General features: G+C 42.9%; 12 protein-coding genes. 8 read left to right on the plus strand and 4 right to left on the minus strand.

The window, feature by feature from the left end:
* Positions 1 to 257: 257 nt before the first annotated feature.
* Complete coding sequence (cynS, locus tag AC1P5O_RS14535) at positions 258 to 707, minus strand: cyanase (RefSeq protein WP_004280338.1); 450 nt, start codon at positions 705 to 707, stop codon at positions 258 to 260.
* A gap of 286 nt (positions 708 to 993) precedes the next feature.
* On the opposite strand from cynS, the gene AC1P5O_RS14540 reads away from it, so the two are divergent.
* From AC1P5O_RS14540 to AC1P5O_RS14550, 3 genes are all read left to right on the plus strand, one after another.
* The gene (locus tag AC1P5O_RS14540) at positions 994 to 1,803 is read left to right on the plus strand and encodes a formate/nitrite transporter family protein (protein WP_004280337.1); all 810 of its coding nucleotides are present in this window, start codon (positions 994 to 996) and stop codon (positions 1,801 to 1,803) included.
* 66 nt (positions 1,804 to 1,869) lie between these two features.
* Positions 1,870 to 3,600, plus strand: a complete 1,731-nt coding sequence (locus AC1P5O_RS14545; RefSeq protein ID WP_121980330.1) for a bifunctional protein-serine/threonine kinase/phosphatase — start codon at positions 1,870 to 1,872, stop codon at positions 3,598 to 3,600.
* 253 nt (positions 3,601 to 3,853) lie between these two features.
* A complete protein-coding gene (locus tag AC1P5O_RS14550) occupies positions 3,854 to 4,051 on the plus strand; it encodes a hypothetical protein (protein ID WP_121980329.1) in 198 nt (65 codons plus the stop codon).
* A gap of 158 nt (positions 4,052 to 4,209) precedes the next feature.
* On the opposite strand, the gene AC1P5O_RS14555 is transcribed toward AC1P5O_RS14550, so the two are convergent.
* Positions 4,210 to 4,377 carry a hypothetical protein gene (locus AC1P5O_RS14555; protein ID WP_004280333.1) on the minus strand — a complete coding sequence of 56 codons (168 nt, stop codon included), beginning with the start codon at positions 4,375 to 4,377 and terminating at the stop codon, positions 4,210 to 4,212.
* Between the two features lie 329 nt (positions 4,378 to 4,706).
* On the opposite strand from AC1P5O_RS14555, the gene AC1P5O_RS14560 reads away from it, so the two are divergent.
* Complete coding sequence (locus tag AC1P5O_RS14560; RefSeq protein ID WP_121980327.1) at positions 4,707 to 5,624, plus strand: LysR family transcriptional regulator; 918 nt, start codon at positions 4,707 to 4,709, stop codon at positions 5,622 to 5,624.
* Positions 5,625 to 6,131: 507 nt separating this feature from the next.
* The gene (locus AC1P5O_RS14565) at positions 6,132 to 8,333 is read left to right on the plus strand and encodes a TonB-dependent receptor domain-containing protein (protein ID WP_318270546.1); all 2,202 of its coding nucleotides are present in this window, start codon (positions 6,132 to 6,134) and stop codon (positions 8,331 to 8,333) included.
* Positions 8,334 to 8,397: 64 nt separating this feature from the next.
* On the opposite strand, the gene AC1P5O_RS14570 is transcribed toward AC1P5O_RS14565, so the two are convergent.
* Together AC1P5O_RS14570 and AC1P5O_RS14575 are read right to left on the minus strand one after the other, a co-directional pair.
* On the minus strand, positions 8,398 to 9,009 hold the full coding sequence (locus AC1P5O_RS14570) for a MarC family protein (protein ID WP_026055733.1): 612 nt from the start codon (positions 9,007 to 9,009) through the stop codon (positions 8,398 to 8,400).
* 25 nt (positions 9,010 to 9,034) lie between these two features.
* The gene (locus AC1P5O_RS14575) at positions 9,035 to 11,071 is read right to left on the minus strand and encodes a choline transporter (protein ID WP_005246314.1); all 2,037 of its coding nucleotides are present in this window, start codon (positions 11,069 to 11,071) and stop codon (positions 9,035 to 9,037) included.
* 270 nt (positions 11,072 to 11,341) lie between these two features.
* Here AC1P5O_RS14575 and betI point away from each other — a divergent pair, with 270 nt between their 5' ends.
* The 3 genes from betI to betA are packed head-to-tail and all read left to right on the plus strand — an operon-like array spanning position 11,342 to position 15,083.
* Positions 11,342 to 11,920: a transcriptional regulator BetI gene (gene betI, locus AC1P5O_RS14580; RefSeq protein WP_004731001.1), complete on the plus strand. Its 579-nt coding sequence runs from the start codon at positions 11,342 to 11,344 to the stop codon at positions 11,918 to 11,920.
* A 21-nt stretch (positions 11,921 to 11,941) separates the two neighbouring features.
* Positions 11,942 to 13,417: a betaine-aldehyde dehydrogenase gene (gene betB / locus AC1P5O_RS14585; protein ID WP_121980144.1), complete on the plus strand. Its 1,476-nt coding sequence runs from the start codon at positions 11,942 to 11,944 to the stop codon at positions 13,415 to 13,417.
* Positions 13,418 to 13,427: 10 nt separating this feature from the next.
* Positions 13,428 to 15,083 carry a choline dehydrogenase gene (betA, locus tag AC1P5O_RS14590; RefSeq protein WP_121980143.1) on the plus strand — a complete coding sequence of 552 codons (1,656 nt, stop codon included), beginning with the start codon at positions 13,428 to 13,430 and terminating at the stop codon, positions 15,081 to 15,083.
* Positions 15,084 to 15,318: the final 235 nt, after the last annotated feature.

Genomic DNA, 15,318 nt, shown 5'->3' on the forward strand with positions numbered 1-15,318 from the left:
AAATTCATGCACGTGTAGCAGTCCTTAACAGATTTACGGAATTAGGTCGACCACTTACCCAAGTTACGCCTTAAATTTGGCTCAATTAGGGGCGCTTTGCATTTCAAATCTTTGTGCAACAAAGCCGGTTGTAAGTGTAATTTGAGATGAAAAAATTATATATATTTTAATAACGATTTTAAAAAATAAATGAATTTAATGAGTGCAGATAAAATAAAAGCCATTTTCAAAATGGCTTTTATTTTTAGAATGATAAATTAATAGGTTTTGTAAGGTAAAAACTTTCCGGATAATACGACGTTCACCCGATCTCCGTTTGGATTATTCTCACGTTGAATATCCATATTGAAATCAATTGCACTCATAATTCCATCACCAAATTCTTCATGGATCAGTTCTTTAATAGTCATACCATAGACGCTGACAACCTCATACCAGCGATAAATCAGCGGATCTGTCGGCACACTGGTTGGCAGAGAACCTTTATAGGGTACGATTTGCAGCCAGGCGATGGCTTCATCAGTCAATCCAAATATTTCACCAATTTTTTCTGCCTGTTCTTTATTAAAAGCCATCTGACCCAAACATGCGGCTGTCACCCATTCTTTAGAAAGGCCTATTGTTTCAGCGACATCTGCCCATTTGATAGACTTTAAAACTTTCGCTGAAATAATCATGTCTGTCACTTGTTGACGATGGCTAATCATAATCTTCTCCAATAGCTATATTTAAAAAATGACCGCTATAGATAATGCAGAGATTGTGCCAATATAATTATAAGGATGAAATTTTAAAATAATTCATCTGATTTTTATTAGCCATTTAAAATAAATGGCATGCTATTTGCTTTTATCTATATTAAATATGGCAACGGCGCCATGACACAATTGATCTGTTTGAATAATGCAAGGCAAAGACGCCTAGGGTTGAAATAGACCTTAGGCGTTTTTTATTTGCAAACAGGCAAGTAATTTATATAAAGGGGATAAAAATATGGCTTATCTTGCTCCTGCAGAGTTTGCAAAAAAAGTGGTCGATGCTGGTGAGGCAAAACTTCATATGGCCACGCGTGATGTTTTAATTCGTGCGTTTATGGCAGGCGCAATTCTGGCGTTGGCGGCAGTATTTGCCGTGACGATTGCGGTACAAACAGGGGTGCCACTGATCGGGGCGCTGCTATTTCCAGTCGGTTTCTGTATGTTGTATCTATTGGGCTATGACCTGCTGACCGGGGTATTTGTATTGACTCCATTAGCCTGGTTAGACAAACGTCCTGGGGTAACGTGGGCCCGTATTTTAAAAAACTGGGGACTGGTTTTTTTAGGTAACTTTGCCGGATGTTTAACCGTGGCCGTGTTGATGGCCGCAGTCTATACCATGGGTTTCGCAGCTGAACCGAATGCGGTCGGGGTGAAAATTGCCCATATTGGGGAAGACCGGACTTTGGGCTATGCCGAATATGGTTTTGCTGGCTGGATGACGATTTTTATCCGCGGCATGTTGTGTAACTGGATGGTGTCACTCGGGGTAATTGGTGCCATGATGTCAACCACAGTCAGCGGCAAATTCATCGCGATGTGGATGCCAATCATGCTGTTTTTCGCCATGGGCTTTGAACATTCAGTGGTGAATATGTTCCTGTTCCCATTTGCCATGATGATGGGCGGTGATTTCTCGATTACAGACTATTTCTTGTGGAATGAATTACCGGTGGCACTGGGGAATCTGGTGGGTGGTCTGGCACTGACAGGTCTGGCGCTCTATACCACGCATGTACGTACTGGCGATAAAAAAGAATTCTAATCTGAGCATGATGATTTATGCCTTGAGATTAAAGGGATCGATTCGATCCCTTTTTGAGTATTTAAAATGAATAAAAAATTAAAGATCATTGTCGGACAATATTCTTCCGCTGGTATCAAAGCACAGAATCAGGATTTCTATGGGGTCTATATTCCTGAAGGCCATGCGCTTAGTAGTAAGGGCATTGCCTGTGCAATAGCAGACGGGATCAGCAGCAGCAATGTCAGTCATATTGCAGCAGAAACTGCAATCAGCAGTTTTTTATCGGATTATTACTCGACTTCAGATGCATGGAGCACCCAAACTTCGGCGGCACGGGTCATTCGTGCGACCAATTCCTGGCTCTATGCACAAACCCAGCAAAGCCGCGGGCGTTTTGATAAAGACCAGGGTTATGTCTGCACCTTTAGTGCACTGATTTTGAAACAAAATAGGGCACATATCTTTCATGCTGGCGACAGTCGGATTTATCGCATTCAGACACAAGCCATTGAACAGTTGACGGCTGATCACCGTGTTTGCCTGTCATCAACAGAACATTATTTAAGTCGTGCACTGGGTGCCGACCATCGTATCGATGTCGATTATCAGCAGCTTGAATTATGTGAAGATGATTTCTTTATCTTGATGACAGATGGTGTCTATGAGTTTATTGATATGCAGCTCATATCAGATCTGCTGCAACAGCAACAACATCTGGATATCATTGCCAAGTCTATAGTCGAACTGGCCTTAAAGCGGGGTAGTGATGACAATCTCACCATTCAAATCATTAAAGTGGAACAGTTGCCTGATGAGGAATCCTTTCATATCAAGAGCCATGTTTTATTTCCGCAACAGCTAAGTCATGGTGATCTGTTTGAAGGTTATCGAATTGATAAAATCCTGCACCAAAATCATCGTAGCAGCCTCTATTTGGCGCGTGATGAAGCGACAAAAAATCAGCTGGTCATTAAAACCTTGTCTGTCGATGTGCAGGATGACCTGAAAGCGATAGAACAATTCCAGCTAGAAGACTGGGTATCGAAACGCTTAAAACATGAAAATCTGCTGCAATGCTATCCACATAAGGGCAGCAAGAAGTTTTTATTTCAAAGTTATGAATACTTGCAAGGGGAAAACCTAAGTCGCTGGCTGCATCGTCAAAAAACTGCTTTAACTTTACAACAGTTGCTCCCGATCATTGAGCAGGTGGCCAAAGCATTGAATGCCATGCACCGTCTTGAAATGCTGCACCAGGATGTACGGCCAGAAAATGTCATGCTGCTCGAATCAGCCGATACCTTGAAAGTGAAACTGATTGATTATGGGTCGGCGGCGGTCAGAGGTCTGGTTGAACTGAATCCTAAACATGCAGATGTTCCTTTGGGAACCTTGGCCTTTATGGCACCTGAGTATTTTATTGGACACTCGCCCTCAGTAAAATCAGATCAGTTCTCGCTGGCGGTGATGAGTTATTATTCATTGACCCGACAATTACCTTATGGGACAGACCTCGCGCGCTGCAAGACCGAAAAGACCTTAAAGCAGGTTCGATATCATCCACTTTATGAATATCGACCGGATCTGCCACATGGCTTGGACGCCATCTTTAAAAAAGCGCTTTCCATTCGCCCAGAGCAGCGCTATGAAGCACTTTCAGCATTTATATATGATCTGAAACACCCAGATCTCAAATTTAAAAAATCAGTTTCACGTCCTATGCTTGAAAAGCATCCAGTCACTTTCTGGAAATCCTGCACAGCGATTCTGTTTTTGTTATTGCTCTGGATATTTGCACTGTATTTTAGCCAATGAAAATAATTCAAATAGGCTATTGAACGATTTTTTTGACTGGATTAAAAAATCGGATCTGATTTAAGCTGAGATTCAGTCAAAATATCTATTTATTCTTATTGCAGATTTTTATATTTTTACGATGATTGACTCTGTGTTTTCGAAGATTATCCCTATAAAATAGAAAGTGCAGTTAAAATCTAAGTAAGCATAAAAACATTGGAATAATAATTGCTTATTTTTAATACCATTAGAATAAAAAGGCAGATGAGACATGAAAATTCAATTTTTTAAGCTGATTTTAATCTTGAGCAGCAGCATGGTGATGAGCCAAACCAGTCTCGCCGGAGATGGTGGCTTGCGTTTTGCTGAGAAAAATCAGGAAATAGCGGCACAAATTAAGGCCAAGAAAAAAACGGCAGAAATACAAGCGCAGTCCCTACAAGCAAAAGCCTCTACAGAAACGAAATAGTAAAATAGCACTCATCCAAGAAGGTGAGCTGTTCAGTTTAGATCAGATGTATAAGATGTGGTGATGCGAAAAACTAGTCCCTAACTTTTTAATACTGAAAAAAAACTCCCCATCTATTTTAAGAATGGGGAGTTTTTTATTTTACATCTCAGGGAAAATTACTGAATTTGTTCCTCATCCTGTCTTTCCTGACGCAGCTGATCACGTTGTCTCTGTGGATCATGAAGGCCTAATTGACCTCGCTGGATCTCACGATCCTGCTTTTCTTGAGGATCAAGTTGTTCTTCAGTGAGTTCTTCATCATTTCGATCGATTGGATTCGACATAGTCTTTCATCCTCTAAAATACTTTCTAATTTTTATTGTATGAGTGCAGCAAAATTATTCTGTGACTTTTATGCCTGAGTTAGTTTTCTATCTTGTTGCTGCTGTAAGTTTAATCAATATTTTATGGGTTATTTTAATGATGGTTAAGTTAACCAAGAAAATTAAATTAATGAAATTAAGGGAATAGTAATTTAAACCTATAAACCTAATAGTTGAATATATCTCATTATTCTGGTTTTGAAATGAGAAAAACTAAATAAAATAAGAAAAATGGGTTATGCTTAAGACAGATTAAGTGTCATCCGTCTTTTAAATTTCCGGTATTTTTCATGATAGAACTTCGCCATTTAAGAACTTTAACTGCTCTGCGGGAGCATGGTTCTCTGGTTGCAGCAGCAAGTGATTTATGTTTAACCCCATCAGCCTTGTCACATCAGCTACGTGAACTCGACCAATGGTTTGGCGTCGAAGTGGTCAATCGGCGTAGTCGCCCTGTGAGCTTTTCAAATGTTGGGGAGCGATTGCTAAAACTGGCAGATGAAATATTACCGCAAGTTCAAATTGCACAGAGTGATATCAGCCGAATTGTGCATGGTCAGACCGGACGAATTGTTTTTTCCTCTGAATGTCATAGCTGTTTTGACTGGTTGATGCCGCTACTCAATCAATACCGGATGCAATATCCGGATGTAGACCTGGACTTTGCCTCAGGTTTTGAGTCGAATCCGCATGAATTATTGCAAACTGGAGAGTTTGATCTTTTAATTACGGCTGATCCGATTGCGCTTAAAGGCATTGAATATTTTCCGATATTTGAATACGAATCACGCTTGGTTTTATCCAATACCCATCCACTAGTACGTGCTAAAGAGATTACTGTTCAGGAACTTGCTGAAGAAACGCTAGTAACTTATCCGGTGGATAAACACCGTTTGGACATCATGTCGCGTTTGTTTATTCCAGCTAATATTCTACCAAAAGCCATTCGTACCACCGACTTGACCCAAATGCTGATTCAGCTGGTGGCAAGTGGCCGCGGGATTGGTGCACTGCCAGACTGGGTGGTAAATGAATATGAGCAAAAAGGCTGGGTGACATCACGCCGTTTGGACTGTGTGGCGCCTGAAGGCTTGCGTCGTACTTTATACGCCGGCTATCGCATAGAAGAAAAACAGAAAGATTATTTTGAAGGCTTCTTGAAACAGCTGGATCGGTTTTCCAAAAAAAGACAGGTCTACTACAATTGATCAATGAATAGGTGAATATCTATAAGCCCGTGATTTTTAAAAATCCTGCATCATCAGGATTTTTAAAAATAGACTTTTTTCTCTCAAGAATTTCAATTTTTCTATAAGATGATGAGGTTACTTTTGTCTACTTCGAGTCAGAAAATATACAACTTCTGTCAACTTTAGAAATTAAAGAACTGGTTTGGTCGATTATAAATTTTTCTAATTATCACATTTTGCCAAGTAGAAATACATCTGTGCAGAATTAAATTACATATTATTAAATATCAGTTACTTAAAAATTAAGTTCTTGGAACTTGTGAGGATGTGGTTCTGATCTTGCAAGTTGATTTTTAATAAAAAGATTAAATAAAATGAAAGAACATACGCTGATCAGTCAATTTTTTGGCACAAAATAACTCCTGAAAATAACAATGTTGATCTATGCTACAGCATAAATTTTAAACTGATTTCCTTTCATAAAACGGAATCACTTATACAGGACTGTATAAACTCGCCATGCACATGACAAAAATTCCTCTCAAGAAAAGCCCGCTGAGCCTCATGATTCTGTCGATTGTCTCAGGTCATCTTTATGCTGAAACTGCCGTAGAACCGGGCAACGTTCAACAGCTGAATACCATTGTGATCAGCGCTGAGCAAAATGCCAATCCGCAGCAGCAATATCAGAAAGAGCTGGCTCAGGTTTCAGGAGGAACGAATTTTATTGGCGAGCAGCAGTTAGAACAGCAGCGACTTGCGACCACAGCCGATGTGTTCCGTTTACAGCCAGGAATTTATGCCCAGTCTGCAGGAAATGAAGGTGCAAAAGTCTCAATCCGTGGTTCAGGAATCAACCGGACTTCAGGTGCACACGCATCCGGTACGCACGTCCTGATTGACGATATTCCATTTACCGGACCGGGCGGTACAGCGTATGAACTGCTAGAACCCTGGTGGATTGATCATGTCGGGGTTTATCGCGGAGCCAATGGCTTTAAACAGGGTGGACTGGCCTTAGGTGGAACAATCAACTATAAATCCAAGACTGGCGCTGATCAGGATGGCTCTGAACTAAAATATGAAATGGGCAGCCATGGTTATCAGAAATATCAGTTTAGTACCGGCCGAAAGCTGGATCAGATGGATTATTATCTGGCACTGACGGGTACCCAATTTGACGGAATTCAGGATCATGCTGAAGGCGATGGTAAGGGTCTGGCTTTTAATTTGGGTTATCAAATTAGTCCGGATATCAAAACCCGTTTTTATGCCCGTTACCGTGAGAGCAAACATTTAACTCCAGGGCGAATTACACAAGAACAGCTCAAAAATGATCCTGAAGCAGCGAATAGCTTTAATTTAGCGGTAGATGCCAAACGGATTCAGCCGGGCAGTACTTGGCTGGCCAATACCACGACCTGGAATTTACAGGATGATGCTAAACTGACCGGCAGTCTGGCTTATCATCATTATCCGCTGGATTTACGTGAAAGCAGTTATCGTACTAATGTCGATTATGAAGATATTACAGCGCGCTTCCAGTATGAAAGGCCTTATCAGTTTCTAGGTCTGGAGCATCAGGGGCGTATTGCCTTGCGCACTACCACACACCGCCCGGACAGTGGGGTTACTGAAACTTTAAGATTTAATACAGAAATTGGTAATCAAACTTATCCGGCAGACACAGTTACCCGCCGTTATACCTATCGTGGTTCAGACAACGTGCTGCAATTTGATCAGGAAACTACATTAAATGATCAGTTCAAATTAGATCTGGGATTGGCAGCTGTGTATACCCATCGGGAAAGTGAAGTGACTTATGCAAATATTATTCCCGACCCAGATTTAGGTCCTGATGTAGATCCTAAAGTCAGTCGTTATGAATGGAATTTTGCACCACGAGTTGGATTGACCTATCAGCCAAATGACTCTGTGCAATGGTTTGCTAATTTAAGCCGGAGTATTGAACCGGCACATCCTTGGGCAATGGCTTGGTCTTCACCTTATTACTATTCTAAAGACAGTGGAGCTGCATCAAATCGAGTACGTGCGCCAATCTATTTGGATACGCAAACCACCAATAGTTTTGAACTGGGGGGGCGTGGACAATCAGGTTTTGGAGACTGGGCACTGAGCTACTATTATTCCAAGATTAAAAAGGAGCTATTGTCTTCTGAAATGATTAAAAATTACGGGAATGATTCTGATTCTACTACTTCAGAGGAAAGAATTAGTGTAGAAGCAAATGCGACACCAACGATTCATCAAGGGGTGGAGCTAAGTCTGGATACGCCATTGCATGAATCCGAATATGGCGAACTGCGTCTGCAACAAGCTTATACGCTTAGCGATTTTCAGTATAAAAATGATCCATTGTTTGGTAAGAACCAGTTACCGGGGATTCCAAAACATCTTTATCAGGCTCAACTGAGTTATGCTTTGAATAATGGCCTCTATATTGGTCTGAATACTGAATATGCATCCAAAATGGCACATGATTATGCCAATAGCCGATTCAGTGACGACTATCAGATCTGGGGCATTGACTTGGGTTATGCACCAGAACATCAATCATGGAAAACTTGGATCAACTTTAAAAATATCACCGATGAAAAATATGCTGCGGTCGTGATTCCTGGTTTAAATGATCAAGGCGCTGATGTAGCGCGATCTTCGCCAGGTGAAGGTTTTTCTACTTATGCCGGTGTGTCATTTAAATTTTAATTATTTAAAATCAAAAAAAGAGCGGTAAAAACCGCTCTTTTTATTTATTGATAGAAAGGATTTATCAGGTTTCCAAAATTCCGGTAACGCCTGTCACAATCATATCAATGGCAATCGTACCAATCAGAAGCGCTGCAACACGACCGACAATATCGACATACAGGTCAATGTAGTTGGAATATTTATGCTGTAAATGATCATGCAGGTATTTCATCAGAATTAGCAAGCTACAGGTCAGAAACAGGGTAAAGAAAATCACCAGAATGGTTTGCATTAAACTGAGCTGAATCCCGGTAATCACGGAAGCCGAAATGGTGCCGGGACCGATCATAAACGGCATGGCAATCGTACCCGCCAGATGACTGGGCGCTCCACGCATCACACCAATCGTATCAGCACCTTCAAAGACATAACGATAGCCGATCACCAAAAAGATAATACCGCCAAAAATCTGGAAGGACTCAAACCGTACATGCAAGACTTCATTAAAGAAGGCTTCACCGGTTTTTGCAAAAATGATGAACACAATAAAGCTGATCAGACTGCCTTGAATCAATGCCATGTTGAATACTTTTGCATCGGAATTACGGATAATTCCGAGCATGTAAATACTCATCAAAAATGGATTGAGCAGGGAGAAAAACAGGGCAAAGGCATTCAAACTTTCTGACATCATTGAGTCCTTCCGTAGTTGAGAGATCCTAGATTTCACGATCCGGGAACAGCGGACGTTTACCTGGGCTAATACGGTTAATATGTAGATACATCATATGGCGTTCATATTTATCCAGGATGTCATTGATCACCTGTTCCTTACTGTAACCGACCAGATCGTTTCCCTGAGAGCCTTCAAACAGATAACTTTCCAGACGATAGTAATAACGTTTGGTTCGTTTACCACGTGAACTGAAATTTGGCGTGTCATAGCGTACCGGCCATATTTCGTAGACAAAGTTTTCTTCTTCATCGAGCTGAATGGTCAGATCCAGATGATACAGTTCAGGTTCTTCCTCAAGCGATTTTTCCTGAATATTTACTTGAATACCTTTGTCAATTAACTCGGTTGCAACGGCCTCAATGGCTGGTTTGCAAACATTGTCCAGCATGGTCCGCGTCTGGGACAGGCTTGGATGCAGCATGACCCGGCTCAGACGCTTCTTCCAGTTCAAAATATCCACATTACCGACCACAGGTGCCGCATTCAGGCTGGTGCTTGCCTGACGAAAATCCTCCAGACGCAAGGACTTATACAGTCCCGCCATCACAAAGAAAATGACGAAACTAAAAGGCAGACCCATAATAATTGTGGTGTTCTGTAATGCTGTCACGCCATTCGCCATGAGCATTGCCAAAGTCAGCAAACCGATGGCAATGGCCCAGAACACACTCAGCCAGCGCGGTGAATCATGTTCAATATTAGTGAATTTGGTCGTGAAATTTCCCAATACCAATGCCCCCGAGTCCGCTGAGGTCACATAGAACAGTAAGCCGGTAATGGTGGCGACACCTGCAGTAAACATAAAGCCTGGATACTGCGCCAGCAGATCATAAAAACCATGTGCCGGATTTTCTAAAACTGTCGTAGCAAGTTGAGTATTACCATCAAAAATCACGCTGTATAAAGCACTGTTACCGAAAATAGACAACCAGGTCAGGGTAAATAACAGAGGAATAACCAAAGTCCCGGTGACAAATTCGCGAATGGTACGACCACGGGAAATACGGGCCAGGAACAGACCAACAAAAGGTGACCAGGCGATCCACCATGCCCAGAAGAACAGGGTCCAGCTATTCATCCACTCTTTCGGTTGTTCAAAAGGAAAACTGGTTAAAGAAAGTTTCGGGAACTGGCTGATATAGTCACCAAAATTTTGAATCAAGGCGGCTAATAAAAACTCGGTATTGCCTACAAACAGAATGAATAGCAGCAGCCCAATTGACACATAGATATTAATCTCAGACAGGATCCGGATGCCTTTATTGACACCGGCAGTGACTGAAATAATAGTAATAATCACAGCAACGGCGATGAGTGCGGTTTGAATCCAGATATTTTCTGGTAAATCAAACAATACATGCAGGCCATAATTTAATTGCACAACGCCAATCCCGCAGGTGGTGGCAATCCCGAAAATCGTGCCGAGTACTGCAGCCGTATCCACAGTATGGCCAATTGGACCATTAATTTTTTTTCCAAAAATAGGATAGAGTGCTGATCGAATGGTGAGCGGTAAATTATAGCGATAGCTGAAATAACCTAGCGCGACCCCAATCAGTGCATACATACTCCAGCCGGTTAAACCGTAGTGAAACAGGGTCCATACCATGGACTGGCGCGCAGCTTCGAAGGTTTCACCTTCGCCTACAGGCGGATTTATATAATGCGAAAGCGGTTCCGCCACTGAGAAAAACATCAGGTCAATCCCGATTCCGGCAGAAAATAGCATCGCCGACCAACTCAACAGGCTAAATTCTGGCTTGGAATGTTTGGGGCCTAATTTAATCTCGCCATAACGGGAACAGGCGATAAAGACGATAAAAACCAGATACAGCGTTGCCGCTAGCAGGTAATACCAGCTAAAGGTACGACTGACCCAGTTTAAAATATTGATAATGACTTGATTGGCTTGTTCATTAAATAAAATGGTAATGATAGAAAACAGCAGAATAAGTGTCGCCGAAAAATAAAAAACTACTTTATTCAGACCATCTTGCATCTCTTCATTTTTCTTTTGCATAAATCCATGACCATCGTGTTGTTGCCGGATGATCTACAGTGCAGTGTGATTTAAAAGCAAAAGCCTGCGGTAAAGCTTCCTTGTTTTCGTGAATTACAAACTTTTGCAAATCCAAAACAAACTGCGCTGTACATCAAGGGTGAGCTGGCACTATAATTTTTATTAATTGAACGTTCAATTAAAAAAGCGTTTATGAATTGTTACATCATTCAGCTATTTGCTTTAGCAGAGTGACTTTCTATTGTTATATCCGTTATTCAGGTTAGTCTTATGCCAAAAGTTGGTATGCAACCGATCCGTCGCCAGCAACTGATCGATGCCACCTTAGCTGCAGTGAATGAGCTAGGTTTTGCAGAAGCTTCAATTAGTCAGATTGCTCAGAGGGCAGGTGTCTCAACCGGCATCATAAGTCATTATTTTCAAGGTAAAAATGGCTTGATTGAAGCCACAATGCGTTACTTATTGCAGCAATTGGGTAAATCTGTTGCACAGATAAAGATACAGGTTGATGACTTACCGGAGCAGCGCTTACTGGCGATCGTACGTGGTAATTTTGCTGCTCCACAAACCGACAAGGCGGCCATGAAAGTCTGGTTGGCGTTCTGGGCTAGCAGTTTGCATCAACCTGAGTTACATCGGTTACAGCAGATCAATCATTACCGCTTACATTCCAACCTTAAATATGAATTCATGAAAAAGTTGAATAAAGACCAGGCAGAGAAAGCCGCTCAAGGTTTGGCAGCATTGATTGATGGATTCTGGTTAAGAGGTGCTTTGGTAAATGGCGAAATTGACCCAGAACTGCCGATTGAACTGTGTAGTGAATATATCCGGCAACAACTCAAATAACCCACCTGCGAGGAAATTCCATTGACAACATTCAAACTGCAACGTCCTTATATTCATGGACAATATGTCGATGCAACGTCCAATAGCACGTTTCAAACGATTAATCCTGCAACAGGCGAAATTCTGGCAGACGTGCAGGTATGTACGCGAAAAGATATCGATCGCGCTGTTGAATCGGCACAACAAGGACAAAAAGTCTGGGCAGAAATGACGGCGATTCAACGTTCCCGTATTTTGAACAAGGCTGTTGCCATCCTCCGTGAACGTAATGACGAGCTGGCGCGTTTAGAAAGTCTCGACAGTGGTAAAGCTTTCAGTGAAACATCCACCGTCGATATTGCGACAGGTGCAGATGTACTCGAATACTATGCAGGTATTTTGCCAGCATTAGAAGGCCAGCAAATCCCGCTCAGAAGCAGTTCGTTTGTTTATACTCGCCGTGAACCTTTGGGTGTGGTTGCCGGGATTGGTGCATGGAATTATCCGGTTCAAATTGCCTTATGGAAATCTGCACCTGCACTGGCAGCAGGCAATGCCATGATCTTTAAAGCCAGTGAAGTGACGCCTTTAACTGCATTAAAACTGGCAGAAATTTATACTGAAGCAGGTGTGCCGCATGGTGTCTTTAATGTGGTTACCGGCAGTGGTGAAATTGGTGGTTATCTGACTTCGCATCCTGATATTGCCAAAGTGTCGTTTACCGGTGGCGTTTCTACCGGCAAAAAGGTCATGGCGCAAGCTGCAAATTCTAGCCTGAAAGAAGTCACGATGGAGCTGGGCGGTAAGTCTCCGCTGATTATCTGTGAAGATGCCGATCTGGATTTGGCGGCCGATATTGCCATGATGGCCAATTTCTATAGTTCCGGTCAGGTGTGTACCAACGGTACTCGCGTATTTGTGCCTTTGGCATTGAAAGCAGAATTTGAAGAAAAGATTTTGCAGCGTGTTGAACATATCCGTATGGGTGATCCACTTGATCCTGAAACCAATTTCGGTCCGGTTTCCAGCTTTGAGCATATGGAAAAAGTGCTGGGCTATATCGAAAAAGGCAAGATAGAAGGGGCACGCCTATTATGTGGCGGCGGCCGTGCTAAGGATGAACAGTTTGTCCAAGGAGCTTATGTCCTGCCAACCGTATTTACCGACTGCCGTGATGACATGACCATTGTACGTGAAGAAATCTTCGGTCCAGTCATGAGCATCCTGAGTTATGACACCGAGCAAGAAGCCATTCGTCGTGCCAATGATACCGATTATGGTCTGGCTGCAGGTGTCGTCACACCAGACTTAGCCCGTGCACACCGAATTATTCATCAGGTAGAAGCGGGTATCTGCTGGATCAATACCTGGGGTGAATCGCCTGCAGAAATGCCTGTCGGTGGTTATAAACATTCCGGTGTTGGACGTGAAAATGGGCTTGTGACCTTGCAGCATTACACCCAGACCAAATCGGTTCAGGTCGAACTCAGTCCTTTCCAATCTGTATTTAGCGCATAAGGGGGATTTGATGAATTACGACTATATTATTATCGGTGCGGGCTCTGCGGGTAATGTTCTGGCAGCGCGTTTAACTGAAGATCCAGATACTAAGGTGCTATTACTTGAGGCAGGTGGCCCGGACTATCGTCTGGATTTTAGAACCCAGATGCCGGCTGCTTTAGCTTATCCTTTACAAGGACGCCGTTATAACTGGGCCTATCTGACCGATCCAGAACCCCACATGAACAATCGCCGTATGGAATGCGGCCGTGGTAAAGGTCTGGGCGGATCTTCACTGATTAATGGCATGTGCTATATCCGTGGTAATGCTATGGATCTGGAACAGTGGGCCAGCCTTAAAGGTCTGGAACACTGGAACTATGCGCAGTGTCTACCCTATTACAAAAAAGCTGAAACCCGCGATATTGGCGGCAATGACTATCATGGCGATTCAGGCCCGGTTTCAGTCGCAACGCCTAAGAATGGTAATAATGAGCTGTTTCATGCCATGGTCGAAGCTGGGGTTCAAGCCGGTTATCCACGTACTGATGACCTGAATGGCTATCAGCAGGAAGGTTTTGGGCCGATGGACCGTACTGTAACGCCGCAAGGCCGTCGTTCCAGTACAGCACGTGGTTATCTCGATATAGCCAAAGGCCGGGATAATCTCACGATTATTACCCACGCCATGACCAACCGTATTCTGTTTAATCGTAATCAGGCGATTGGTGTGGAATATTTTGAAGGACAAAATACCTTACAGCCGATTCAGGTCTTTGCAGACCGTGAAGTATTGCTATGTGCAGGTGCAATTGCCTCGCCGCAAATCCTGCAACGCTCCGGTGTAGGTCCGGCCGAACTGTTAAAAAGTCTGGATATTCCGGTGGTTCAGGACCTGCCGGGTGTGGGTGAAAACCTGCAAGACCATCTGGAAATGTACTTACAATATAAGTGCAAAAAACCGGTCAGCTTATACCCAGCATTAAAATGGTATAACCAGCCCATGATTGGCGCAGAATGGTTATTCCTGGGTAAAGGCATTGGTGCCAGCAACCAGTTTGAAGCGGGTGGCTTTATCCGTTCTTCGGATGAGTTTGAATGGCCAAACATCCAGTATCACTTCCTGCCAGTGGCGATTAACTATAATGGGACCAATGCTATTCATGAACACGGCTTCCAGGCTCATGTCGGTTCCATGCGTTCACCATCTCGTGGTCGGGTTCGCCTGAAATCCAAAGATCCGTTTGAACATCCAAGTATTCTGTTCAACTATATGAGTACTGAACAGGACTGGCGCGAATTCCGTGATGCCATCCGTATTACCCGTGAAATTATGCATCAGCCCGCCCTGGATCCCTATCGTGGTGAAGAAATCAGTCCGGGCAAAAATCTGCAAACTGATGCAGAAATTGATGAATTTGTTCGTAATCATGCAGAAACAGCGTATCATCCGTCCTGTAGCTGTAAAATGGGTGAGGATGACATGGCGGTTGTCGATGGTTATGGACGCGTACATGGAATGCAGGGGTTGCGTGTGATTGACGCCTCGATTATGCCTTTGATCATTACCGGTAACCTCAATGCAACTACGATTATGATCGCTGAAAAACTGGCAGACCATATTCGTGGCAAACCTGCTCTTGCGCCTTCATCTGCACCTTTTTACAAGGCGCCTCGCGCTTAAATTATGGTTTTATTCCTGCCGCCTAGCAAAGCAGGAGTAAAGCGAATTTCAATTTTGTCCCAAAGCGGAGATAAAACCTCGACTGCTTTCGGTTTTATCTCCGCTTTACTTAAGTTGACAAAAATAACTAATGATGCGAAAAGGTTTTTTTAGTTAACAGATGTTCACACATGCCTAGAATTGTTTCTGTACCACTTAGTTTAGAACAGCGAGAACGACTCATTTTTCTGGTCAA

This window comes from Prolinoborus fasciculus, assembly GCF_056724605.1.